This is a genomic window from Sphingomonas sp. QA11, from assembly GCF_028473665.1.
GTDB lineage: Bacteria > Pseudomonadota > Alphaproteobacteria > Sphingomonadales > Sphingomonadaceae > Sphingomonas > Sphingomonas phytovorans.
Genome location: NZ_CP098774.1, coordinates 3,368,458 through 3,393,262 on the forward strand (window position 1 = coordinate 3,368,458; position 24,805 = coordinate 3,393,262).

The following is a 24,805-nucleotide window of genomic DNA, read 5'->3' on the forward strand; positions in this document are numbered from 1 at the left end:
CGTACGCGAAAGGGACCAGCGATGAATGACAGTGCAGACGACGACATTCGGACCGTCCTGACTCGCTATGCCTCGGCATGGTGCGCGGGCGACCTCCAGGCGATTACCTCCTGCTATCATGACGATTTCACGCTTCACTATTTCGGGACAAGCCCGCTGGCCGGCGTCCATCGCGGCAAGGGCGCGGCGCTGACCGCCCTGGCCGATTTCTCCCGCAGGTCACGGCGACGGCTGATCGAGATCAGCGACATAGCGGTGGGCGCCAAGCGCGGCGTGATCCTGGCGCGGGAGGAGATTTCGATTGGCGGGCGTGCGGTCGAGATCGAGCGGACGCTGATCTACACCGTCAGGGATTCGCTGCTGTTCGAATGCTGGGTGCTCGATGAGGATCAGCGCCTGATCGATGAGATGCTTCAAGAGGGCTGAGCATCGTTCAGTATATCGTAAAAGAGCGATATCCTACGCGAGATGGAATTGCAGGCGGCCCCACATTGACAGAAGCGCACAGATTTGTGGCATACCGAAGCTGGTGCGGACTGCCTGTGAAGTCATATGCCGGTAGAGTTTGGTTCAGTGCGAGACGGACAAGGTTAAGATCAACTCGTGAGCGTCCTGCCTCGCGGCACGATGCTTGGTATCGCCGCCGAGGGTTGAGAATCGCGACGAGACCTTTTCCTCCTCGATACGAAAATGTTCGGCAGCAAGCTCTTTCACGTCATCGCCCGAAATGCCGTTCGAAGCCTTATTGGCCGGGAAGGTAATTATAACGCTCGCACCCCGAAGGGCCAGTAAAGCTAGAAGCTCATCGAACGCCTTTTGCGCTGTCGTCTTCATGCTGAAAGAGGAAGAGGGTCGTTCTTCGATTGGCGGATAGCGGCCGATTCCGGCAACTTCACCAACCCGCCCCCGGGCAATTGTTTCCAGCACATGATAAAACCGGCTGTAGTGCACGCCCGAGTAGGGTGGATCCAAGAATGCCAGATCGCCGGGCTTTGCCTGATCAGCGATGGCGAGCGCGTCGGCGCAATGGGCTTGCCCCCGGATTTTCGCGAAACGCGGCGCAATATCTCTCAGCCGGGAAACAACTATGCTGGGAAGATCGCGCTGCCAAGCCTCGATTAGGAAGGGGCCAGCCGTATTGTTGGCCTTAAAGGGTTGGGCAGTATGACCGGGCGAAGCTGCACAGCGACTAGCCGCCTGAATCAGAGCAGCGAGCCCGACATAGTAGTAGGCCGGGTCCATAGGAAGGCTTGTGCGGAGCGCATCGATCCAAGCTGACTGCCAAGGCGAGAAATAATGAGCGCCGTAGGCTCTGCTAATTGGATAACGATCACCTAAATCGAACGTGCGCGCTTCCTCGGCAACATATGCTGGATCTGCATCGCCCAGACGGATCTGGTGATTCTTGAGGGCGTGCCAATCACGATGACCAGCGATCCGTGCCCGCGCGCTCCGGAACCAAGTATCGACCCAGGCGAAGTCAGTGATTGCTTCGGTACGTTCAATGACGGAGGCAGCGAGGACGGTCGAATACTGTTGCAAATCGCATGCGATAACCTCTTTGCCGTGCTTCTCGGCGACGTGCCAGGCAACTGCCGCTGAGCCCGTAAAAAGGTCGAGCACTCGGTTCGCGCTGAAGAGCGACCGGCCCAAAGCCTCGCCTAGCCCGTTGCCCAGCATGGCTCGCTTAGAGCCCATATATTTCACTGGAACAGTCCCCATAAAGCAGCGCGTTCCGTTTCGCAGACGCGCATCGCGCTACCTGCTAACGCCGAGACCCACCTGTGTCGATGCGTAGTTGGCGCACCTGCTACGTCCTCCAACGCCAGATCGACATCATCCCAGAGTTGGAAACTGGTTGCCGGCGCGGCCTCCGGCGCCCACAAACCGTGGTTTACTCCAAACTCTCTCCACCAAGTTTCGAATTGAACTGCCGGCTGGATGCCAGCTCCAACCAGATTTCTCTCAGCCATGCCTGTAGCCAGCCGCAGTAGCAGTGCGGCCCGGCAGATCATTGAATAGGGGTGAGCAGGCAGCGTGCGTCGGGATGCATGGATCAGAAAATCATGATCCAAGGCATCGGTAACGCGCGTCAAAAACTCAAAAGGAATGAGAGTCTTCAAGCCGTCATCAAGGCGATCATACGGATCCCGGTAAGCTGTGAGTTGCTCGTTATGAACTCTTGCCTCAACCTCTAAGAGGATGCGCAGTAGGTGCCGTTCGAGGGCGATCCCTCCTGGGCGCAGCGACTCCCAAAACATCGTCAGAAAGGCTGTATCGTCCGCCGGAGTCGTTATGATGTCCGCAAGAGCCGTTGGCTGATAGCTTGACCAGTTTCGCTCATCACGGTCCTCGCCGCCCTGTGCAAGATCGAAGCCCCATTCTGTCATCAAGTGGCTTGCCGCAACCGAGGCACCACTCGGGAAGAACTCGCGAAATGGATCGAGCAGCGACGTCCCGCCGAGGTGCAGTGAACTCACCATTTGGTCCAGACTAGCTGCCGAAAGTGCCCATTGTGAGATAGTCGCCCAGCACATGTTATGGGTCGCCCGCTCGGTAAGGCTATGAACTACGCCGGTCACATCGACCACAGCGTTACGTTTGTTGAAGATACCAATACCTGAGCTTGCCAGAATCGAAAGAGCGCCTCTCAGTTCGCCATAGTACGCGAGGTGCCGAGCCCCGTGTGGATCTCCGCTGATCAGCGCATTCAGAGCTCTAGCGACATAGCTCCAGCCATCTATCGCATGAAGAGGCCCCCTGACCGCTATGATCTCGACCAGATCCTGACCAGCGACAGCTATCTGGAGCGGCGGAAGGCTACCGTCCTGATAGGGATTAGTCGGGCCTAGCCATGGCGGAACGGGACGGGTCTTGAGTGCGCCCAGCGCATTGCGAATGGCCGTGACATCGGCCAAAGCGACAGCGGCCTTATCGTTAGCTCCTAGCGGGTCGATCGCCACCTTAGGAAAGCCGCGCGAGCGACTCAGCCGCAATCCTCGCAATGTCGTTTGGCGCCTTGGCGAGGTGCGAGAAGAGTTGCTCCCGCAAAGCAACGTAGCCGCTGCTGCCGCGAAATGCTCTTTTGACCAACCGCAGTTGCTCATCCAAGCCGGGTGCATCTGCCGAGCGCCAATCGAATGGAGCAATCGCCTGCGCGAAGCCGACGATCAGCATCTGGAGTTCCGTTCCACCCAATTCGGCTACTGCGGTTGTGACGTCCTCGGGGTTTGTCGCCACACCAGCGACGACGCGTGTCTTCAAATCGAAAAGCCCTGGTCTAAGTTGTGCCAACGAGAAGAAGATTTCGTTGGCCACCGCCAGTACGCCACGGACACCCTGTTCCTGATTCAGCATGGTACGAGAGCCAGTAAAGGCCAGTTCAGGGGACGGATCTAAGTTCTGTTGCCCATCGGGCTGCATCAACGGTACGACCCACTCAAGTTCTGGATTGCAGACCGCGTCCTCGATTGCCTTCCACAGCACTATGAGGAAGGCGGCCTGCTGCGGACGCGACCACGGAAGCGGTCCGGCCACAGGAGTGATGTCGGCCGCAAACAATCCCTTCGCCGACCGACCACTGCCAGTCGAAAGGAAGCTAGTGGTCATCGCTTGTACCCAACCTGCCTGGCTGACACCCGCCCCCGGCGGGGCCGTTTTAGATGATTCACCAAGCATGTTGATGCGGTTATAAAAAGGGCTCTCTGGTTGATTGTAGAGGATCTCGGTCAGTTCCTGCGCCCGCGCTTGGCGATAGATGCGCAGATCAGACAGCGTTTCCAGCCACTCGGCTGAACGCAGCAACGGAAACAAATCAAACGCATGACTGGGATTGATGCGCTTCGGAGACACGTTAATCGACCAAAACAAATAGGCCTGCCAGCCTACATCCAAACCTGTGAAGGCAACGACTGGCAACTCGAAATCGCCGGGCAAGGTGCCATCCGCGAGCGCCTCATCGAACGCCCAGAGCCTATGTTGACCATCAATGACCTCGAAGGGCTCCAGTGCCTTAGGGGTCCATTGCTCCAACTGGTCAGCATAAGGCATGGTAAGTTCGGCTCGAGCGCTGTCGTCATGCACGATCTTGACAAGATCTTCTGCCGCGACCCTACGTCCGCGCCTTTCATCATCGCCGTTCAGAATGTTCACAACGATCGCAGTCGGTAGCCAACCGGGCTTACGCATCGCCGCTGATCCCTCGTCGCGGGCTGCGCGAGGCAGACTGCTATAGGGATGACCAAAGCGAACGAAATCCCGGATTGCTGCAGAACGCTTGGGATCGTGGAGACGCTGGAGTCCTACCCCTTCCTTACGACGATAGACACCGCTTAAGGCACGCAACTGCACAGCTGGCATCGAGAAAAGAAGAATATGGTCTTCCGGCTTACGACGATGCTGATTAGGGTCGAAATCAAAGTCGTCCCATTCGGGTAGCCATTGCTTGAATCGGATCGCCTCTACTTTGCCTGCCATTCCAGTCCCCCTGTGATTTTGTGGCATGGCTCAGCGCCTGCTACAACCGGGTTAACGCATTGTCGATCGTGAGTTTCAACGGTCAGCATCAAACCTTCACTGGCTTTCGGATCGCGACTGCAGCGCACGCAAATCGGCGACTTTAGGAATTGGGCCACCGTTCGATCGCTTGATCGTGTAGCCAACACGAATTCCTGCGACGTGAGCATCTCAATCCAATTGAATATGCTCGCCACATTGCAGGGTGATAAGATACAATATCGCCGATCAAGCATGGACTGCATTCATAGCTCAAGCTAGCTGTAACGAACTGCAAATGTGGATTTTGAGGCCGCAACGGCTCTGTATTTTCTAAGACAGCGGCATAATTATGAGAAGACGGCAGCTCACGCTTCCTCCCGCAATCCACTGAAAATGCCGAAAATCTCTGGTCGGGGCGACAGGATTCGAACCTGCGACCCCCACACCCCCAGTGTGATGCGCTACCAGGCTGCGCTACGCCCCGACCGAGGGTGGGGCACATATGCGGGTGAGGCGCGGGATGCAAGCACGGAAGGCGCCGCGGCGAACGATCGACGGATGAGAGTCGGAAGCGCCCGGCCCGCATCGATCGATTCAACCCTGCCGAAGATCGGCTCAGGATGACGGCGAATGTGGCTCCGCCACCGGAGCTTCACCCTCGTAACGGAGGAACCTCGTCATTTCCCTGTTCCTCGCCAGCTTTTCCCTGTTCCGGGCGCGATTTTCCCTGTTATCACGCAACAGGGAATCTCGCCTTATCTTGTTGATACACAACAGAGAATCGTGCCCCACTCACCCCCGGATCGAAGGAATAAAAACAAATTCCTTGTTAATTTCCCTGTTATTCGCCCGGAACAGGGAATTTCGGGCGTCGCGGCGGACCGGCATGGATATCGCGAGTCGCGCCGTCATCCGGAGGGATTCACGCGAAGCCGCGAAGACGCAAAGAGAGATTGCGCGGGGAAAGGCCGGTCCGGCATTGGCCCGAACGGCACCTCCGCCGGAGACGGCCGCGTTCCCGCCGGACTATCTGCTTCGCGTCTTCGCGTCTTCGCGTCTTCGCGTGAACCCATTCCTGTCGTGCCGGCCCGCCTATTCCCTGATCTGCCCAAGCGGCAGCAGGCGCTTCGCCAGCGCCTGGATGAGACGCCGGTCGCCGCCCTTGAGCGCGGCGACCATCTCGACAGCGCGGCGCTGCATCATCCGGTCGAGCAGCGTAGGCGTCGTGCCCCGCGTCGCTGCGTCGGCCAGCACCGCCCCGCGCGAATCCGCCGGGTCGATCGACAGCCGGAGGAGGGCGGCGAGCCCGGTGAACAAGGCACGATCCCCGCCCAGCGCGACGGCGCGGTCGGTCGCTTCGTAGCCGGTCGTCTTCCGCGCGCCGAGTACCGCCCGCGCTGCCAGTCCGCCCAATGCCTCGACCGCGTCGATATGCCAGCCGCCCAGCGCCGCCTGCGCCTCCGGATCGCGCGGGTTCCTCGCGACGAGCGCCTCGAACTGCGCGCGGCATTCGAGCGCATCGTGCCGGCTCCTGCTGAGCTTCGCGCGATAGCCGATCGCCATCGCCCGCGTCAGCAGCGCGTCACCATCGCCCGGTGTACGGACGAGCGCGGCGTTGGCATCCGCCTCCACGCCGGCAAGCTGCGCAAGCGCCGACGCCTTGTCGCGAACGGTGAAGACGATCTGGGTCAGCGCATCGCGCGACGAACCGGGGACGGTCGCGGCAGGCACCGGCGAGAGGAGAAGAGCAAGAGCTGCGTTCAACATGATCCAGTCCACACGCCCTCGCCTGGAGGCGCGGCAAGCGCGAGTCGCATCACACGCGGCCTTCCCTCACGCTCATTCCCCGATCAGCGTCTGCCAGAACTCCCCGTCCCAGGCTTTCACGCTGATCTCCTTGATGCCGAAGGCGCCAAGGCTCTTGCCGAACGCCTTTTGATGATCGGCGATGCCATGCGCGCCGAGCGCCTCTTTGGAGGCCCAGCGTTCGGAGATACGGATGAGATCGGGGTCGCCGGCGTCATAGGCGAAATTGTAGAATTCGCAGCCGTCCTCCGCATTGGTCGCCGCCATATGTTCGACCAGCAGGTCGCGCAGCTTCGCCCCCTCGCCCTCCGCAACCCGGATATGTCCCAATACGATGATGGTCATTGCGCCTCTCCTGATGATCGGGCCGGCTCCGGCAACCAACCGATTGTTGCGTGGCCATCGGACAAGTGATAGCTCGCGGCGCTTATAGAGCGGGCCTTGCCCCTTTTCGATACCCAGCCTTCCCGGCCAAGCCTTCAGGATATCATGTTCGCAACTCCAGCCTATGCAGCCACCGCGGGCGCCGCCTCAAGTGGCGGTTCCTTCCTGGTGCTTATCCCGTACCTGCTGCTTATCCCGGTCTTCTACTTCCTGGTGCTGCGGCCGCAGCAGGTGAAGGCGAAGGCGCACCGGGCGACGCTTGAGGCGGTGAAGAAGGGCGATTCGGTCGTGACCTCCGGCGGCCTGGTCGGCAAGGTGACCAAGGTCGAGGAGCGTTTCGTCGAGGTCGAGATCGCGCCCACCGTCAAGGTGCGGGTGGTCAAGGCGATGCTGGCGGAGGTCACTCCGTTCGGCACCAAGCCGGCGAACGATTAATCCGATGCTTGATTTCCCGCGCTGGAAGATCACTTCGATCCTGGTGCTCCTCGCCGCGCTGATGGCGCTGGCGATCCCGAGCTTCTTTTCGGAAGACCAGACCAAGGCCTGGGGCTGGATCCCGCATCCGCGGATCAATCTCGGCCTCGATCTGGCCGGCGGCAGCTATCTGCTGCTCGAGGCGGACACTGCCGACCTGATCAACCAGCGCGTCGAGCAGAAGCGCGACGAGGTTGCCGCCGCCATGAAGCGGGCCAACCCCAAGATCGACATCGGCGACATCTCCACGCGTGACGGCAAGGTCAGCTTCATGGTGCGCGACGTGACCCAGGTCGACGCCGCGCGCGAGCAGCTCCAGGCGCTGACCACCGGCGCCGGCCTGACCGGCCAGCGCGACTGGAACGTCGAAGTCGTCGACAGCACGCGCTTCGTGATGACCCCGACCCAGGCCGGGATCGACCAGCAGATCAACCAGGCGATGGGCGACGCGACCGAAGTCGTGCGCAAGCGCATCGACGAACTCGGCACCAAGGAGCCGACCATCGTCCGCCAGGGCAACAGCCGCATCGTCGTCCAGGTGCCGGGCCTGCAGGACCCGCAGGCGCTGAAGCAGCTTCTCGGCAAGACAGCGAAGCTCGAGTTCAAGCTGGTCGACGAAACGGCGACCGACCCCGCCCAGCTCGCCCAGGGCATCGCGCCGGTCGGCAGCCAGGTCCTGCCATACCCGAGCAGCCCGAGCCGCTTCATCGCCGTGAAGCGCGCGGTGATGATCACCGGCGATCAGCTGATCAACGCGCAGCAGAGCAACAATCCGCAGACCAACCAGGCCGAGGTGGTGATCACCTTCGACAGCCAGGGCGGCAAGAAATTCGCGCGGGTGACCCAGGCGAACGTCAACCATCCGTTCGCGATCATCCTCGACGGCCAGGTGCTGTCGGCCCCAAATATCAACGAGCCGATCCTCGGCGGCACCGCCTCGATCTCGGGCAGCTTCACCGTCGCCAGCGCCAACGAACTCGCGATCGCCCTGCGCTCGGGCAAGCTGCCGGTCGCGCTGAAGGTGATCGAGGAGCGCACCGTCGGCCCCGATCTCGGCGCCGATTCGATCCATGCCGGCATCAAGGCCTCGATCATCGCGGTGATCCTGGTGATCGCCTTCATGCTGGTCACCTACGGCCGCTTCGGCATCTATGCGAACTTCGCCGTGGTCATCAACGTCGTGGTCATCATGGGCGTGCTGGCGGTGCTGAACGGCACGCTGACCCTGCCCGGCATCGCCGGCTTCGTGCTGACGATCGGCACCGCGGTGGACGCGAACGTGCTGATCAACGAACGAATCCGCGAAGAGCAGCGGCGCGGACGATCGGTGATCCAGTCGATCGAGCTCGGCTACAAGGAAGCCAGCCGGACCATCTTCGAGGCGAACGCGACTCATGCCATTTCCGGCATCATCATGCTGCTGCTCGGATCGGGCCCGGTTAAGGGCTTCGCGGTCGTGCTGCTGATCGGCATCGCCACCTCGGTGTTCACCGCCGTCACCTTCACCCGCATGCTCGTCGTGCTCTGGGTTCGCCGCACGCGTCCCAGCCACCTCAACATTTGATCGGCGACCGGCCCATGCGTCTCCTGAAACTCGTTCCCGATAACACGAACCTCCCCTTCGTCTCCCTGCGCAAATGGGCGTTCGGGCTGACGATCCTGCTGACCATCGCGGCGGTCGCCCTGGTATTCGCCCGGGGCCTCAATCTCGGCGTCGACTTTGTCGGCGGCCTGATGATCGAGGAGAAGTTCCAGACACCGCCGTCGACCGACAAGCTCCGTCAGGTCGTCGACCGCCTCCAGCTCGGCGAGGTGCGGCTTCAGTCGGTCGGCACCGACGGCAAGACCATCTCGATCAAGCTGCCGCCGCCCAAGAGCACCGAGGAAGACGCGACCAACAAGGTCGTCGCCGCGGTCCAGGCCGCCATCAACAAGGAGTTCCCGGACGCCCGCTTCTCGAAGCAGGATGCCGTCAGCGGCAAGGTTTCCGGCGAGCTGATCTGGAAGGGCATCCTCGCGGTCGTCCTGGCCGTGGTCGGCATCGGCCTGTTCGCGATCTTCCGCTTCGAATGGCAGTTCGGCGTCTCGACCATGGTCGCGATCGTCCACGACGTGCTGATGACGCTCGGCTTCTTCGCGCTGACCCAGTTCGAGTTCGACCTGAACATCGTCGCCGCGGTGCTGACCATCATCGGCTATTCGATCAACGACAAGATCGTGATCGACGACCGTATTCGCGAGAATATGCGCCGCTATCGCAAGATGGACATGCCGCAGATCGTCGACCTGTCGGTCAACGAGACGCTGCCGCGCACGGTGATGACCTCGGTCACGATCCTGCTCGCGCTGTTCGCGCTGCTGATCTTCGGCGGCCATGTGCTGCGCGGCTTCACCGCGGCGATGATCCTGGGCATCTTCGTCGGCACCTATTCGTCGATCTACGTTTCGTCGTCGCTGCTGATCTCGCTTGGCCTGCGCGCCGAGCCGAAGTCGGACGACACGCCCGGATCGAAGGCTGAGCGCGTTGCCTATAAGGACATGCCCTGACGCTTTTCTTCCGGCGACAGGGATAGACCGTTATGCGCATGGACAAGGGCCAGCAGACCGACGGCCCGATCATCTCGGCCTTTTCGGGTGGCGGGTTCAAGGTCGATGACGGCGTCTATCGCGCGCTGCTGATTACCCCGGTGCGCGCCGACGGCTGGACACCGCCGCCGATCGGGGTGCTGACCGCCGACGATATCGCGCCACTGCTCGCGCTCGACCCGTTTCCCGAATTCCTGCTGCTCGGCACCGGCCCGTCGCTGGTGCGGCCGCCCGCCTCCTTCGTCCGTGCGATCGAGGCGCGAGGGCTCGGCATCGAGGCGATGGACAGCCGCGCCGCCGCGCGGGCATGGGCGGTGCTGCGCGGCGAAGGCCGCTGGATCGCGGGCGCGCTCTACCCGCTTTGACCCCCGCTTTGACCGAAGCCGGGGCCGGCGCTATCATACCCCAAGCTCAAAAGCTGGGGGGAGAGATCGCATGAAGCTGCTGGCCGGACTGGCACTGCTCGCCATACCGCTCTGGACCGTTCCCGTCGCCGCGCAGACCGCGCCCACGGCAAGCCCCGCCGCCGCCCCTGACTATGCACAGGATTCGGCCTGGCTCTGCCGGCCCGGCCGCACCGACGCCTGTTCCGCCAACCAGGACGTCACCGTCATCCAGGCGAACGGCAAGCGGCGGATCGAGAAGTTCAAGGCGGCGCCCGCGCCGCAGTTCGACTGTTTCTACGTCTATCCGACCGTCTCCAACGACCCGACGCCCAACAGCGACATGACGGCCGGGCCGGAGGAACTGGCGGTCGCGGCGTCGCAGGCCGCCCGCTTCGCCTCGAAATGCCGGGTGTTCGCGCCGCTCTATCGCCAGGTCACGCTGACCGCGCTCCGCGCCTTCATCACCGGCCAGCCGGTCGCGATGGACCGCGCCATGCCGATCGCCGACATCACGGCGGCGTGGAACGACTATCTGGCGCGCGATAACAAGGGCCGCGGCGTGGTGCTGATCGGGCACAGCCAGGGATCGCTTGTGCTGAAGGAAGTGATCGCCAAGTCGATCGAGCCTGATGCGGTCCGGCGCAACATCATCTCGGCGATGCTGCTTGGTGCCAATGTCGCCGTGCCGGCCGGCAAGGATGTCGGCGGCGATTTCAAGCGGCTGCCGCTATGCCGCAAGGACGACCAGTTCAATTGCGTGATCAGCTATGTCTCCTTCCGCGCCGATTCGCCGCCACCGGCGAACAGCCGGTTCGGCAAGGTGCCTGAACCCGGCATGGTCGCTGCCTGCACCAACCCCGCGGCGCTCGCCGGCGGCAAGGCGGTGACCGACGCGATCCTGGGCGCCAAGGGTGCAGGCGCTGGCAGCGCACCGATGGGCCCCTGGACCAGCGACAATCTGCCGGTTACCACCCCGTTCGTGAAGGTCCCCGACCTGATCTCGGCCGAGTGCGTGTCGAAGGACGGGTTCGACTATCTTGCCGTCACGGTGAACGGCAATCCGGCCGATCCGCGCACCGACACGATCGTCGGCGACGTCTCGCTCGGCGGCGTCATCCTGAAGGACTGGGGTCTGCACCTGATCGACATGCCGGTGGAGATGGGCAATCTGGTCGAGCTTGCCGACCATCAGGCGGCGGCATGGCGGGGCACGCCTCACAAGGCCAGGCGGCGCTGATCGACCAGCCCGGCGAGATGATCGTGCAATGCGGCGCTGTTCGCTTCCCAGGTGAAGCGCTCGGCGCCGCGACGGACATCGGCCTGGACTGGCGGATGAGCGAGCAGATCACCAATGGCGTGAGCGAACGCGCCTGAATCACGCGCGGCGATTCGGCCATAGGCAGGATCAGTGACGACCTCGGCGGCACCTCCGGCCATAGTGATGACGATCGGCGTCCCGCAGGCGAGCGCCTCCACCCACGCATTGGCGAGGCCTTCCGATGCGGACGCAAGCGCCATCACGTCGGCGGCAGCAAGCAGCGCCGGCAGGTCGGCATGCGGAATGGCGCCGAGCAACCTCACCCGATCGCCGACACCCAGCGCGCCGATCTTCGCCTTGAGCCCGCCCCGTTCCGGCCCCTCCCCGGCAACGAACAGCGTGACGCCCGGCAGGGTTGCGACCGCCTCGATTGCGATGTCGTGCCCTTTGCGTGGGATCAGCGCACCAAGCGAGACGACGAGCGGGCCGGTCACGCCATAAGCCGCCTTCGCCGTTATCCGATCGCGTGGCGCGAATCGGTCCAGATCGACACCGGTGCGATGGACGCGGATTCGATCGGCCGGGATACCGATCGAGGCCATATCCGCCTTCATCGCCTCCGACACCGCGAGCAACCCGTCGGCACCCTGCCCGGCCGCGATCACCTGTCCCGCGGTAACCGGAGCTTGGCCCCAGTGATGGATGTCGGCGCCCCGCGCCTTGATCGACACCGGCACACCGAAATGGCGGCCGAGCACGACGGCGGCCGGGCCATCGGGAAAGAAGAATTCGGCATCGATCACATCGAACGCGAAGTCCCGGCGAATCGCGGTGAGCAACGGGATCAGGCGACGAACCAGGGCGCCGACATGGAAACGGCCTCCGGTACCAGGGATAGTGGTGAAGCGTGGGCGTCGGGTGTCGAGACCCTTCCACATTTCGCGATCGGGCAGCGATGCAAGCGATGCGTGGTGCGACAGCGCCCGGAGCGGCCAGGGCGGTAACCCGACGGGCGAGATCAATCGCAGATCGACATCGGGCCGCGCCGCGAGACCGAGCGTCTGCCGTTCGACGAACACCCCGAAATTGGGACGCGTCGCGTCGGGGAACAGGGTGGAGAGCGTGAGGACGCGGAGCATGGCGACCGCGAGTGTAGCGTGGGAAGGTTAATCCTCCCACGCACGCCGGATCGTCAGAGCCGCTTGTCCCCGGGATAGGCGAGCAGCAGGTCGCTCCCGACCGATGCCTCGATCTCGCACCGTCCCTCGAGCGTCAAACATTCGCCGGCCTTCCAGGCGACGCCGTCAACCGCTCCCTGCCCGGCGATCGGCACGAACCACCCCATGACGCCTTCCGGCAGCGTCACGACGCGATGACCGCCGGGCCAGCGCTCGATAACGAATTTCGGACCCTCCGCCAGGATCTCGCGGTCGTCCGACGCGGGAGCCGGTGACGGCAGCGGCACGAAGGGCACCGGATCGGCCACCGCGACACCGGCGTCCAGATGCAGTTCCCGGTCGCTGCCATAATCATAGAGTCGATAGGTCAGGTCGACATTCTGCTGGATCTCGATCAGCGTGATCCCGGCGCCGATCGCGTGAATGGTACCTGCCTTCGAATAATAGAAATCGCCTGCCTTCACCGGCTTCCAGTCGAGCAGATGCTCGATCGATCCGTCGAGCGAGGCGGCCCGGAGCTGATCCTTCGGCATCGGCGCCTTGGTGCCAAGCGCGATCGTTGCGTCGGGCTCTGCGGCCAGGATCACCCAGGCCTCGTCCTTGCCGCGCGGATAGCCAGCGGCGCGCGCGGCCGCGTCGTCCGGATGGACCTGGACCGACAGCTTCTGGCTGGTGAAGAGATATTTGATCAGCAGATCGGGCTCGGCCGCGTGCGGCGTCTGGAACCACACTTCCCCGATCGGATCGCCATCGGATGCGGGATCGGGGAAGCCCGGCCAAAGATTGTGTCGGCCCCACGGTTTTTCGACGCGCTTGGTGGCGAGCAAGGTTGCGGTCATGCTGGTCCTCTGGGGTCGGAATGATAACGCCAACGCGCCGGCCCGGTTATCCGATCCCACCGCGCCGCACCACGCGAAAAACATTGTTCGGGTGCGAGCGCTTGGGCTAAGGGTTGCCACGATGCGTATCCCCCTGTCCCGCTCGATCGCGCTTGCGCTTGTTGCCGCCTCGGCGTTTACCGTGTCCGGCTGTGCCGGCGGCCGTGCCAAGAGCGACATTCCCTATGTCGCCCGCGACGTCGGCACGCTCTACTCCACCGGCAAGGCAAGGCTCGACCGCAAGCAATATAAGCTCGCCGCTGCCCTGTTCGACGAAGTGGAGCGCCAGCACCCCTATTCGATCTGGGCCCGCCGGGCACAGTTGATGAGCGCATTCTCCTATTATCTCGACCGGGACTATACCAGTTCGATCCAGTCGGCCCAGCGCTTCATCTCGGTCCATCCGGGCAACCGCGATGCGCCCTATGCCTATTATCTCGTCGCGCTGGGTTATTACGAACAGATCAGCGACGTCACCCGCGACCAGAAGATCACCCAGCAGGCCCTCGATTCGCTCGGCGAACTGACCCGACGCTATCCGAACTCCAAATATGCCGCCGATGCCCGGCTGAAGATCGACCTTGTGCGCGACCATCTCGCCGGCAAGGAAATGGAGATCGGCCGCTTCTACGAGACGCGCGGCCAGTGGCTGGCGGCAACGCTGCGCTTCCGCCGCGTGGTCGACGAATATCAGACCACGACTCACGTGCCCGAGGCGCTGATGCGGCTGACCGAGACCTATCTCTCCCTGGGCGTGCCCGAGGAAGCGAAGAAGTCCGCCGCCGTGCTGGGCGCGAACTATCCCGGCACCGACTGGTATCAGCGCGCCTACAAGTTGATTCAGCAGCATCCCGGCACTCCGGCGAAGTCGGCCTCGGCTGACGCGCCGGCGAAGACGGGCGCCTGACTCGGCGCTCATGCCGCCCGAGGGGTTGCCTTTGTGCTGACATCCCTTTCCATCCGCGACGTGGTGCTGATCGAGGCTCTTGACCTCGACTTCGGCGAAGGCCTGGGCGTGCTGACCGGCGAGACGGGGGCGGGCAAGTCCATCCTGCTCGATGCGCTTGGGCTGGCGCTCGGTGCGCGCGGCGAGAGCGGCCTGGTGCGCCAGGGGGCGAATCAGGCTGTGGTGAGCGCAAGCTTCGACACGCCGCATGGCGACGGCCCGATCGCTTCCCTGCTCGACCAGAACGGGCTCGACGTCGAGCCGGGCGAACCGCTGATTATCCGCCGAATCGTCAAGTCCGATGGCGGCAGCCGCGCCTTCGTCAACGACCAGCCCGCCTCCGCGGGGCTGCTGCGCGAGCTTGCCGTCCATCTCGTCGAGATCCATGGCCAGCATGACGATCGCGGCATGCTGAACGCGCGTGGCCATCGCGCGCTGCTCGATGCGTTCGGGCGGATCGATACCGGCCCGGCCGCGCGCGCCCACCGCGCCTGGCGCGACGCCGAGGACGCACTAGCGGTCGCCCGCGCCGAACTCGACACGGTCGCACGCGACCAGGAATGGCTCGAACATGCCGTCGGCGAACTGAGCACCTTCGGCCCGGAGCCCGGCGAGGAGGAGATCCTGGCGACACGCCGCGCCGGCATGCAGCGCGGCGAAAAGATCGCTGGCGACCTGCAGGCGATCGCCGACCTGCTGGAGGGATCGGAGGGCGGCCTCGCGCGGCTGCGCCAGGCAGCGCGCTCGCTCGAACGCGTGGCCGAGGATCATGAAGCGCTCGGCGAGGCGCTCGAGGCGATCGACCGCGCGCTGGTCGAGGGCGGCCTGGCCCAGGAGAAGGTCGACGCGGCGGCCGAGGCGCTGGCGTTCGATCCGGCTCAGCTCGAAGCAGACGAGACGCGGCTGTTCGAGCTACGCGCGCTGGCCCGCAAACACCGGGTGCAGCCCGACGATCTTGCCGCGCTGGCCACCGACCTGGCCGGCAAGCTCGAGCGGATCGAGAGCGGCGGCGCCGGGATCGCCGCGCTCGAGCGCGCGGTTGCCGATACGGCGCGGCGCTACGAAGCCGAAGCCGATGCCATCACGGCCGCGCGCACCGAAGCGGCTGGGCGGCTGGATTCAGCGGTCAAGGGCGAACTGGCCCCGTTGAAGCTCGATGCAGCACGCTTCCGCACCATGATCGCCCCGCTCGGCAACGACCTCTGGAGCACGTCGGGCAAGGACCGGGTCGAGTTCGAGATATCGACCAATCCCGGCGCTCCCTTCGGCGCACTCGCCAAGATCGCCAGCGGCGGCGAGCTCTCGCGCTTCATCCTGGCGCTCAAGGTCGCGCTGGCCGAGCAGGGCAGCGCCGCGACCATGATCTTCGACGAGATCGATCGCGGCGTCGGCGGCGCGGTGGCGAGCGCGATCGGCGAGCGCCTCGCCCGGCTGGCGGCGAACACCCAGCTGCTGGTGGTGACTCACAGCCCGCAGGTCGCGGCGCGCGGCGCCCATCACCTGCTGATCGCCAAGAGCCATGACGGCCTCGTCACGCGCACCGGCGTGGTGCAGCTCCACGATGGCGCGCGGCGCGAGGAAATCGCCCGGATGCTTTCCGGCGCGACGATCACCGACGAAGCGCGGGCTCAGGCCGAACGGCTGCTCGAAGCCGCCTGATCCCCGTTCAGAACGGGAATTTGAGCGTCACCATGATCCGCTTGTCGGGCTTGCCGTCCGGGCTCTGCTGCGTGGCCGCATGGAGATTGCCCTGACCGCTGCCGACGCGGAAGCCGGTGCCGGGGCCACCGACCGGATCATAGCGACGGGTGAGTGGGCGAAGGCGGAACTGCTCCTGTGGCTCGGGACGGCCGCAGACGACGATGTCACCGTCTTCCACGGTCAGCTCGGGGCAGCGCGTCGGGCTGCGGCGCGGGGGTGGCGTGTCCGCAGCCGGACCGGCAGCGGCCTGGAGCGTCACCAACAATGCTGCGATCACCGGCCAATCCTCCCTGTCGGGAGGACGGAGAACATCATGACAAAAGGGCCGGAACATGGCTGCGGCATTACGATGCGACTTTTCCACAGACCTGTGCTATAGCCCTGTCATCTCGCGATTCCGCCCCACAAGCATCGCGTGACTGAGAGACCTTCGCGCTCCCGCTTGCAAAGCCGTTGGAACGCTCCCCTGGTCTTCTCCCCGACCTTCATTCGCACCGCTTCCGTGTCAACGGAGTAGCGCGCCCGTGCTCGGATGCGCCGGCCGGGGCCGGACGGTGCTCCGCTCTCTCTTCTCGGCCCCAAACCGGTGCGCGGCGATGCCGCCCGCCGGGCTACCCAAGGAAATAGTTATGCCGATCGGCACCGTAAAATTCTTCAACGCCGACAAGGGCTATGGCTTCATCGCGCCGGAAGGCGGCGGGAACGACGCCTTTGTCCACATCAGTGCCGTTGAGGCCGCCGGCATGCGCACGCTCGATAAGGAGCAGCGCGTGTCGTACGAGCTCGAGCAGGACCGTCGCGGCAAGATGTCAGCGGTCAACCTCGCCAGCGCGTAAGTGACGGGCGGGCGCCGGCCCAGGCCGGCGCCCCTTCCCTTCCGCCCCAACGAATTCGCGGAGAAGTCGTACGAACACCACCGCCCTGTTCTATCGCGATCGCGCCCGTCAGGCGGAAGCCGATGCGAATGCCGCAACCCTGGACAATGTCCGTTCCCGCTGGCTGCGCGCGGCAAAGGCCTGGGACGAGATGGCAAGCCGCGCCGAGAAGACCGCCGAGCGGCGATCGGTCAACGAAGAGGCCAAGATGGTCGCGGAGATGATGGAAGACGATTAGTCGTCCCCGAATATGACCTCCAGCCGCGACTCGGGCTTGCGCCGTTATCCGGCGCCTCTTTTTTCTTTCCCCTGTTAAATTGGATTCAGGGCGAAAATCATCTTTTCCTTTCAGTGGCCTGGGAAGGTTTCCCCTGTTATCGCATAACAGCGGAAAACTCCCCGTTACCAGCCGAAGAATAGCCTGTTTTCGCGCGAAACGCCGACGAAAAACCCTTCAGCAAAACCGGCCATGTGAAACAGCGGGCCGGATCGCGATCGGCAATCCGGCAACTCCTCGCTGCCATGACGATGCGGATCGTTGAATCGCCATCGAGCCTCCGCTAGCGCTTCGTCATGAGCACTCCCCTGGCCGACCCGCTCCCTGAGACCGATGAGGAAGCAGCCGCCGAACTGGCCCGGCTCGCCGGCGAGATCGCCCATCACAACAAGCTCTACCACAACGAGGACGCGCCGGAGATTTCCGATGCGGATTATGACGCGCTGGTCCGGCGCAACAACGCGATCGAGGCTGCCTTTCCGAGCCTGATCCGAACCGATTCGCCCAATGCCCAGGTCGGCGCCGCCCCGGCCAGCCATCTCGCCAAAGTGGCGCATGCCCGGCCGATGATGAGCCTGGACAACGGCTTTGCCGACGAGGACGCGACCGAGTTCGTCGCACGGGTGCGCCGGTTCCTCAATCTGGCGGAAGACGCGCCGGTCGCCCTGACGGCCGAGCCCAAGATCGACGGCCTGTCCTGCTCGCTGCGCTATGAGCGCGGAAAGCTGGTTCAGGCGCTCACCCGGGGGGACGGCCAGGTCGGCGAGGATGTGACCGCCAATGTGCGAACGATCGGCGACATCCCGCAGCAGTTGCACGGAGGGGCGCCGGACGTGTTCGAAGTGCGGGGCGAGGTCTATATGGCCAAGGGCGATTTCACCGCGCTCAACGCTCGGCTGCTCACCGAGGCCGAAGCAGCGGGTGACGCCGGCAAGGCCCGCCAGTTCGCCAACCCGCGCAACGCAGCAGCGGGATCGCTCCGCCAGAAGGACGCCACCGTCACCGCGAGCCGGCCGCTACGCTTCCTCGCCCATGGCTGGGGTGAGGTGTCGGCGGTACCGGCCGCAACTCAGTATGACATGATCCGGACGATCGCGGCCTGGGGCATCCCGGTCAGCGACATGTTCATACGGGTCGAGGACGTCGCCGGGGCATTGGAGCAGTATCGCAAGATCGAGGCGGCGCGCGCCGACCTGCCGTTCGACATCGACGGCGTTGTCTACAAGGTCGACCGGCTCGACTGGCAGGCGCGGCTTGGCGCGGTGGCCAAGGCGCCACGCTGGGCGCTGGCGCACAAGTTCCCGGCGGAACGCGCGCAGACCACGCTCGAGCGGATCGACATCCAGGTCGGCCGCACCGGCAAGCTGACCCCGGTGGCACGCCTTACCCCGGTCACGGTGGGCGGCGTGGTCGTCACCAACGCGACGCTGCACAACGAGCATGAGATCGCGCGGCTGAACGTGTGGCCCGGCGACCGGGTCGTGCTTCAGCGCGCCGGCGACGTCATCCCGCAGATCGTCGAGAATCTGTCGCGCGACGAAAGCCGCGGCGCCTGGCCCTTCCCCACCCTTTGCCCCGAATGCCAGTCCGACGCGGTACGCGAGGAAGGCGAGGTCGATGTGCGCTGCACCGGCGGGCTGATCTGCCCGGCACAACGGGTCGAGCGGCTACGCCATTTCGCCAGCCGGGGCGCGCTGGATATCGAGGGCCTTGGCGCGACCAGCATCGAATCCTTCTTCCGCGACGGCCTGCTCCACTCGCCTGCCGACATCTTCCGCCTGAGGGGCAAGCGCGACGACCTGATCGGGCGCGAGCGCTGGGCGGAGACATCGGTCGACAATCTGCTGGCGGCGATCGAGGCGAAGCGCAGCCCCGACCCGGCGCGGTTCCTGTTCGGGCTGGGCATCCGCCATATCGGCAGCGTCACCGCGCGCGACCTGGTCAAGGCGTTCGGCACGGTCGGGCAGGTCGCCGATGTCGCGATCCGCGCGGCGACCGACGACGAAGCTCGCGCCGAACTGACCGCGATCGATGGAATCGGGCCGGCCGTGACCGAGGCGCTGGTCGACTTTTTCGCCGAGGAGCACAATCGCGAGGCCTGGGCCGACCTGCTGAGCGAAGTCAGCCCGACGGCCTATGTCTCGACCATTCGCCAGTCCCAGGTGAGCGGCAAGACGCTGGTGTTCACCGGATCGATGGAGACGCTGAGCCGCGACGAGGCGAAGGCCCAGGCCGAGGCGCTGGGGGCCCGGGTATCGGGATCAGTCTCCGCCAAAACGGATCTTGTCATCGCCGGGCCGGGCGCGGGATCGAAGCTGAAAAAGGCCGCGGAACTGGGGGTTAGCGTGATCGACGAGGCCGGATGGGCGGAGATTGTCGCCGCCGCGCAGTGATGCTTTTTTGCAACGCAGCATAAGCGAATGCTGCGCCCCACTTGAAGAATCCCCTGTGTCATTTATCCGAAACGTTCGAGTCGCATGGGGCCAGCGACGGCGAAATGCCGCGCTTACTTGCGACGCCTCGAAGGGGAACATCATGCGAAACAATTTATTTCTGGGCGCAGCTATCGCCGCCCTGGTCATTCCGGCCGCGGCCAGCGCACAGGAAACGACGTCGACGATCCGCGGCACTGTGACGGCTGACGGCGCACCCGTCGCTGGCGCTACCGTGAACATCCTCAACGTCGGATCAGGCGGCCAGTCCACCGTCACCACGGACGCCAACGGCAGTTTCAACGCAAACGGCCTCCGCGCCGGTGGCCCTTACACCGTCAAGGTGAGCGCGCAGGGCTACAACGGAACCGAAATCACCGACATCAACACCATTGTCGCGCAGGCCTATGATCTTCCCGTCGAACTGACGGCCGAAACGGTCGGCGGCGACATTGTGGTCACCGCTGCGCGCCTGCCCAATGCACGTTCGGTGTCGCAGGGCCCGGCGACAGTCCTCAACGCACGCGAGATCGCGAACATCGCCACGGTCAACCGCGACATCCGAGACCTCGAACGCCGCGATCCGTTCGCTCGCCTGGACGACACCCCCACCGGCGGCCGCGCGGTTTCCTTCGCCGGCCAGAACGCGCGCTTCAACCGTTTCTCAGTCGATGGCGTATCGATCACGGACAATTTCGGCCTCAATACGGACGGTCTGCCGAGCCGCCGCTCCCCGATCCCGCTCGATGCGATCGGCCAGTTCCAGGCGCAGGTAGCGCCCTACGATGTCCGCCAGGGCAATTTCCAGGGCGGCGCCATCAACATCGTATTGAAGTCGGGTACCAACGAGTTCCACGGAACCGGCTTCTATGCCTTTTCCGGCGATGATTTCGTCGGCAGCCAGACGAAGAGCCTGAAAGTCAACATTCCGAACTTCAAGATTCAGAATTACGGCGCAGAAATCAGCGGGCCGATCATCAAGGACAAGCTGTTCTTCATGGTGGCCGGCGAACGGCTGCGGGGCGGTCGCCCGATCGCGGAAGGCCCGACGGACAATAATGCCGGAACCGCCATCCCGAACCTGACCCAGGCGCAAGTCGATCAGGTGTCCGCGATTGCGAAGAGTGTCTATAATTACAACACCGGCGGCGTGCTGCGCGACCTGGGCGACAAGGATGACCGCCTCGTCGCCAAGATCGATGCCAATATCTCGGACACGCAGCGTCTTTCGCTGACATACACCTACGCGAACGATGCGATCAACCTGCTCAACAACACCTTCTCGTCGATCGCGACGGGCAGCCCGGGCCTCGGCCTGGCCTCCGACGCCTATATTCAGGGCAATCGACTGCACACCGGCGTGGCGCAGTTGAATTCGGACTGGTCTGACACCTTCTCGACCGAAGTTCGGGGCTTCTACAAGAACTACACCCGCATCCAGGATCCGCTGCTTGGTCGTGGTTTCGCGCAGATGCGTGTGTGCACCAACGCGACTTCGGTCGGATCGTTGACGGGCTGCGAGGCAAGCACCACCACACAGTCCGGCACCGATGCGGTCGTCTCCTTCGGCCCGGATTCGTCGCGTCAGACCAACCAGCTCAAGACCGAAACCTGGGGCGGTCTCGTTCAGGCCCGCCTCACCATGAACGACCATGACCTTCGCATCTTCACTGAAGTGCAAGACGTCAAGATCTTCAATTCCTTCCTGCAAAACAGCGCGGGCAATTATTATTTCGACTCGATTGCGGACTTCCAGGCCCGCAAAGCAAGCTCGTTCGCCTATGGCAACGCGGTCCCGTCGCTGGTGCCGGACAATGCTGCGGCGAAGTTCAGATATCAGAGCTACGTGTTTGGCGTCATGGACAGCTGGAAGGTCACGCCGACGCTGAACGTGTCGTATGGCATGCGCTATGACTTGTACGGCATGCATGATAACCCCGCGCTCAGCCCCTATTACACCGCACGCTACGCCGGTGGGGCGGTCGTGAACGGCCAGATGAAGACGATCGGCTCGAATACGACGAATATCTCGGGCTTCGGCCTGTTTCAGCCACGCGTCGGCTTCGACTGGAAGCCCGCCCCCCGGATCAGCATCCGCGGCGGCGGCGGCATCTTCGGCGGCGGCACTCCTGACGTCTATGTATCGAACAGCTTCTCCAATACCGGCGTGCTGACCAATTCCTTCTCGTCCAACCGGACGACGACGGGCATCGGCTGCACCAACCTGCCATCGGCCGCGGTTTGCAGCGACGCCCTGAACAACGTGACGGGCACGAGCATTCCGAACTCGGTGAACAACTATCTCGCCGGCACCACCGCGTCGACAGCATCGACGGTCAACGCGCTCGATCCCAACTTCAAGATACCGTCGCAGTGGCGCGCCACCCTGTCGGGCGAATATACCGCCAACCTCGGCCCGCTCGGCGACAACTGGGTGTTCGGTGCGGACTTCCTCTACTCGAAGGTCCGCAATCAGGTCTATTTCACCGACATCCGTTCGCAGCCGCTGGCCGGCTCGCTCACTCCAGACGGCCGTCAGCGTTACTATAACTTCGCCGACAAGAATCTGGCTAGCACTGACACCAACACCGACATTCTGCTGACGAACACCACCAAGGGACGGTCCTATATCGCCGTCGCCCGGCTGGATAAGACCTGGGATTTCGGTCTGAACATCAACGGCAGCTTCACCTATCAGGATGTCAAGGACCAAGCTCCGGCGACCTCGTCGACCGCAGGTTCGAACTATTCGAACGGCGCGTTCGTCGATCCGAACAATGTCGCCTATGGAATCTCGAACGATCAAGTTAAGTACTTCTTCAAATATGGCCTGACCTATGATCACGCCTTCTTCGGGGACTACAAGACCACATTCTCGCTCTTCGGCGAATCGCGGATCGGCCATCCGTTCAGCTATACGTTCCAGGACTTTGGCGCGGGTCGCTCAGCTGTGTTCGGGACAACCGGGCGTAGCACTGCCACGGGTACCGCCGGTAACCGCTATCTGATCTACGTGCCGACCGCCAACGATCCCAAGGTCACGTACAGCGACCCTGCTTTCAAGGCTGCGTTCGAGAACTTCCTGAAGACGTCGGGTCTGAGCAAATATGCCGGGCAGATTGCGCCGCGCAACGCCTTCAACTCGAAGTGGTTTACGCGCCTGGATCTGCACGTTGCACAGGAAATTCCGACCTTCGTAGGAAAGTCGCGGATCACCCTGTTCGCGGACATCGAGAACTTCACGAACCTGATCAACAAAAACTGGGGCCAGACTCGCGAATACGTCTTCCCCTACAACGTTGCCGCAGCACAGGTGCAGTGCCTCACTTCTGCTGGTGCCGTAGTCACCAATGTGAGCCAGGCATGCGCGCAGTATAAATACTCGCCAGTGAACAACGGTTCGAGCTTCACGACCCCGACTGACCAGATTTACGCTAATCAGTCGCTCTACTCGATTCGGATCGGCGCGAAGTTCACTTTCTAATAGCGCGAAAAACCGGAACCATGGCCGCCGTCCCCGAAAGGGGGCGGCGGTTTTCTTTCGTGTGACGAACCAGGCCACACTCCCGACTGTTTTATTCCAAAGCGTCGCAAATTCGTCATCAAATAAATATACTTATTTATATATGTACTTCGAATCCTTGACGCAGATTTGCCGAGATTCCGTTCCAGATTAAGACCCGCAATAAAAGCAACGGATCTTGTTGTACTGGTAATAATGAGCAATTAGCGATTGATCCTTGTCGGCAAAATACACAATATCAGCCTGCCTGGCGACGTACCAGGTGCCCCATAAGGCCCTCGGGAGATCATATATGAGGAAATCGGCGCTAGCTATCATCGCCACAATCGTAGCCATTACGACGCCGTACAGTGGCGCCCTGGCTCAATCAGCAGCATTGGAGCAGTGCCTTCAACGGGCTGATGACGTATATAATCATGAAATGGAGCGGTGCATGACGTATCCGTTTCACGATAGCGCGGAACGAGACTATTGCGCATATGGTGCGGGCCTGAGTCATGATGCAGAACGTCAGTCTTGCTTTCAGTCTTATCCAGAAGGAATTTCCAGTTCGAATCGCCAGGATCAGCGATTTCGACCGGTTGCGATAAGGACAGTAAAGACCTTCGCCTGAGGCAATTTGCCCCACCGATTCGGTCCGATTGACTTAACCCGCGCCCCTCATGGCAGAAATCGGCTGCCGCTCCCGGAAAGGAGCGGCGGTCTTCGTTTGGGCGATTGAACAATGAAGGGACGCCTCGGGACGGCCACCGATCAGGCCGCCTCAGCCGCCTTCGCATAGACCGAGTTGAGCGGCCGCGAGAACACCCGTCCCACCATCGGCTCGAAGAAGTTCAGCGGTGCGCTTTCATATGCCGGGTCGAAGGCCGACTGGTCGTATTTCTCGCAGAATTCTGCGCAGGCCTCGAAATGTTGGTGGCCGCGGTAATTCTCGCGCAGGTCGCGATCCATCCCGAGATAGTGGAAGAAATAATAGCCCTGGAACACGCCGTGGGTGTTGGCGATCCAGTGCACTTCTTCCGACACGAAGGGACGGAGCATCGCCGCGCCGATCTCCGGATGGTTGAACGTCCCGAGCGTGTCGCCGATGTCGTGGAGCAGCGCCATCACCACATAGGCCTCGTCCCGCCCGTCGCGGTGGGCGCGGGTCGCGGTCTGGAGGGAATGTTCGAGCCGGTCGACCGGAAAGCCGCCGAAATCGCCCTCAAGCAGCTTGAGGTGAGTCAGCACACGGGCGGGCAGTTCCTTCGCGAAATCGCGGAAATGGCCGCCGATGATGTTCCAGTCCTGCTGGGTGCCCTCCACCATCGCGGTGAACTGGGCGCGGTCCTGATGCTGGGTCATGGCCTTCTCTCTCCTCAGTTCTGCCGGGCTTTTGCATCCCGTGCACGCTTCTTCCTTCTCCCCTTGCGGGAGTTTTGTCGAGCCTCGGGTCGACATGCCCCCCGGGCATTTCTAAAATATGCTGAGAGCATATTTTACCTGAGGCTCGTCAAAACTGGTGGCCCGAAGGGCCGGATGAGGTGAGGTTCGGGACATTCGCGAGTGTCCCCCTCACCCTTCCCACTGCCTTCGGCAGCGGGCCCCTTCCCTCTCCCACAGGG

At 63.1% G+C, this 24,805-nt stretch carries 20 protein-coding genes and 1 tRNA gene; 11 read left to right on the forward strand and 10 right to left on the reverse strand.

What is annotated here, in order from left to right:
- The first annotated feature begins 21 nt into the window (after positions 1-21).
- Complete coding sequence (locus tag NDN01_RS15655) at positions 22-426, forward strand: nuclear transport factor 2 family protein (RefSeq protein ID WP_272622685.1); 405 nt, start codon at positions 22-24, stop codon at positions 424-426.
- 144 nt (positions 427-570) lie between these two features.
- Here NDN01_RS15655 and NDN01_RS15660 read toward each other — a convergent pair whose 3' ends face one another.
- From NDN01_RS15660 to NDN01_RS15685, 6 genes are all read right to left on the reverse strand, one after another.
- Positions 571-1,698, reverse strand: coding sequence for a DNA adenine methylase (locus NDN01_RS15660; protein ID WP_272628248.1), 1,128 nt, complete (start codon positions 1,696-1,698; stop codon positions 571-573).
- Positions 1,699-1,703: 5 nt separating this feature from the next.
- Positions 1,704-2,918, reverse strand: coding sequence for a hypothetical protein (locus NDN01_RS15665; protein WP_272622687.1), 1,215 nt, complete (start codon positions 2,916-2,918; stop codon positions 1,704-1,706).
- A 46-nt stretch (positions 2,919-2,964) separates the two neighbouring features.
- Positions 2,965-4,476: a DGQHR domain-containing protein gene (locus NDN01_RS15670; protein ID WP_272622689.1), complete on the reverse strand. Its 1,512-nt coding sequence runs from the start codon at positions 4,474-4,476 to the stop codon at positions 2,965-2,967.
- A 428-nt stretch (positions 4,477-4,904) separates the two neighbouring features.
- Positions 4,905-4,981, reverse strand: a tRNA-Pro gene (locus NDN01_RS15675).
- Positions 4,982-5,589: 608 nt separating this feature from the next.
- Positions 5,590-6,264: a hypothetical protein gene (locus NDN01_RS15680; protein WP_272622692.1), complete on the reverse strand. Its 675-nt coding sequence runs from the start codon at positions 6,262-6,264 to the stop codon at positions 5,590-5,592.
- Between the two features lie 72 nt (positions 6,265-6,336).
- Positions 6,337-6,648 (reverse strand): putative quinol monooxygenase, encoded by a 312-nt coding sequence (locus NDN01_RS15685; protein WP_272622693.1) that lies wholly within the window; start codon positions 6,646-6,648, stop codon positions 6,337-6,339.
- A 144-nt stretch (positions 6,649-6,792) separates the two neighbouring features.
- On the opposite strand from NDN01_RS15685, the gene yajC reads away from it, so the two are divergent.
- The 5 genes from yajC to NDN01_RS15710 all read left to right on the forward strand — a co-directional run bounded on the left by yajC (position 6,793) and on the right by NDN01_RS15710 (position 11,370).
- On the forward strand, positions 6,793-7,122 hold the full coding sequence (yajC, locus tag NDN01_RS15690) for a preprotein translocase subunit YajC (protein WP_272622694.1): 330 nt from the start codon (positions 6,793-6,795) through the stop codon (positions 7,120-7,122).
- Between the two features lie 4 nt (positions 7,123-7,126).
- The gene (gene secD, locus NDN01_RS15695; protein WP_272622695.1) at positions 7,127-8,725 is read left to right on the forward strand and encodes a protein translocase subunit SecD; all 1,599 of its coding nucleotides are present in this window, start codon (positions 7,127-7,129) and stop codon (positions 8,723-8,725) included.
- Positions 8,726-8,739: 14 nt separating this feature from the next.
- Complete coding sequence (gene secF, locus NDN01_RS15700; protein ID WP_272622696.1) at positions 8,740-9,708, forward strand: protein translocase subunit SecF; 969 nt, start codon at positions 8,740-8,742, stop codon at positions 9,706-9,708.
- A 32-nt stretch (positions 9,709-9,740) separates the two neighbouring features.
- On the forward strand, positions 9,741-10,112 hold the full coding sequence (locus NDN01_RS15705; RefSeq protein ID WP_272622697.1) for an MTH938/NDUFAF3 family protein: 372 nt from the start codon (positions 9,741-9,743) through the stop codon (positions 10,110-10,112).
- Between the two features lie 70 nt (positions 10,113-10,182).
- Positions 10,183-11,370 carry a DUF3089 domain-containing protein gene (locus NDN01_RS15710; RefSeq protein ID WP_272622698.1) on the forward strand — a complete coding sequence of 396 codons (1,188 nt, stop codon included), beginning with the start codon at positions 10,183-10,185 and terminating at the stop codon, positions 11,368-11,370.
- On the opposite strand, the gene NDN01_RS15715 is transcribed toward NDN01_RS15710, so the two are convergent.
- Entirely contained in the window at positions 11,349-12,530 is a 1,182-nt protein-coding gene (locus tag NDN01_RS15715) for a glycosyltransferase (RefSeq protein WP_272622699.1), read from the reverse strand. The genes NDN01_RS15710 and NDN01_RS15715 overlap by 22 nt on opposite strands.
- A 53-nt stretch (positions 12,531-12,583) precedes the next feature.
- Positions 12,584-13,408, reverse strand: coding sequence for a class I mannose-6-phosphate isomerase (locus tag NDN01_RS15720; protein WP_272622700.1), 825 nt, complete (start codon positions 13,406-13,408; stop codon positions 12,584-12,586).
- 121 nt (positions 13,409-13,529) lie between these two features.
- Between NDN01_RS15720 and NDN01_RS15725 the strand changes: the two genes are divergently transcribed.
- Positions 13,530-14,354 (forward strand): outer membrane protein assembly factor BamD, encoded by an 825-nt coding sequence (locus tag NDN01_RS15725; protein WP_272622702.1) that lies wholly within the window; start codon positions 13,530-13,532, stop codon positions 14,352-14,354.
- 33 nt (positions 14,355-14,387) lie between these two features.
- Positions 14,388-16,052 (forward strand): DNA repair protein RecN, encoded by a 1,665-nt coding sequence (gene recN / locus NDN01_RS15730; RefSeq protein WP_272622704.1) that lies wholly within the window; start codon positions 14,388-14,390, stop codon positions 16,050-16,052.
- 7 nt (positions 16,053-16,059) lie between these two features.
- Here recN and NDN01_RS15735 read toward each other — a convergent pair whose 3' ends face one another.
- Positions 16,060-16,371 carry a hypothetical protein gene (locus NDN01_RS15735; RefSeq protein WP_272622705.1) on the reverse strand — a complete coding sequence of 104 codons (312 nt, stop codon included), beginning with the start codon at positions 16,369-16,371 and terminating at the stop codon, positions 16,060-16,062.
- Between the two features lie 352 nt (positions 16,372-16,723).
- Here NDN01_RS15735 and NDN01_RS15740 point away from each other — a divergent pair, with 352 nt between their 5' ends.
- The 3 genes from NDN01_RS15740 to NDN01_RS15750 all read left to right on the forward strand — a co-directional run bounded on the left by NDN01_RS15740 (position 16,724) and on the right by NDN01_RS15750 (position 23,162).
- Positions 16,724-16,930, forward strand: coding sequence for a cold-shock protein (locus NDN01_RS15740; RefSeq protein WP_034159288.1), 207 nt, complete (start codon positions 16,724-16,726; stop codon positions 16,928-16,930).
- Between the two features lie 612 nt (positions 16,931-17,542).
- Positions 17,543-19,639 (forward strand): NAD-dependent DNA ligase LigA, encoded by a 2,097-nt coding sequence (ligA, locus tag NDN01_RS15745; protein ID WP_272622706.1) that lies wholly within the window; start codon positions 17,543-17,545, stop codon positions 19,637-19,639.
- A 142-nt stretch (positions 19,640-19,781) separates the two neighbouring features.
- Complete coding sequence (locus NDN01_RS15750) at positions 19,782-23,162, forward strand: TonB-dependent receptor (RefSeq protein ID WP_272622707.1); 3,381 nt, start codon at positions 19,782-19,784, stop codon at positions 23,160-23,162.
- 792 nt (positions 23,163-23,954) lie between these two features.
- Here the strand turns inward: NDN01_RS15750 and NDN01_RS15755 are convergent.
- Complete coding sequence (locus NDN01_RS15755) at positions 23,955-24,545, reverse strand: HD domain-containing protein (protein ID WP_272622708.1); 591 nt, start codon at positions 24,543-24,545, stop codon at positions 23,955-23,957.
- Positions 24,546-24,805 lie beyond the last annotated feature (260 nt).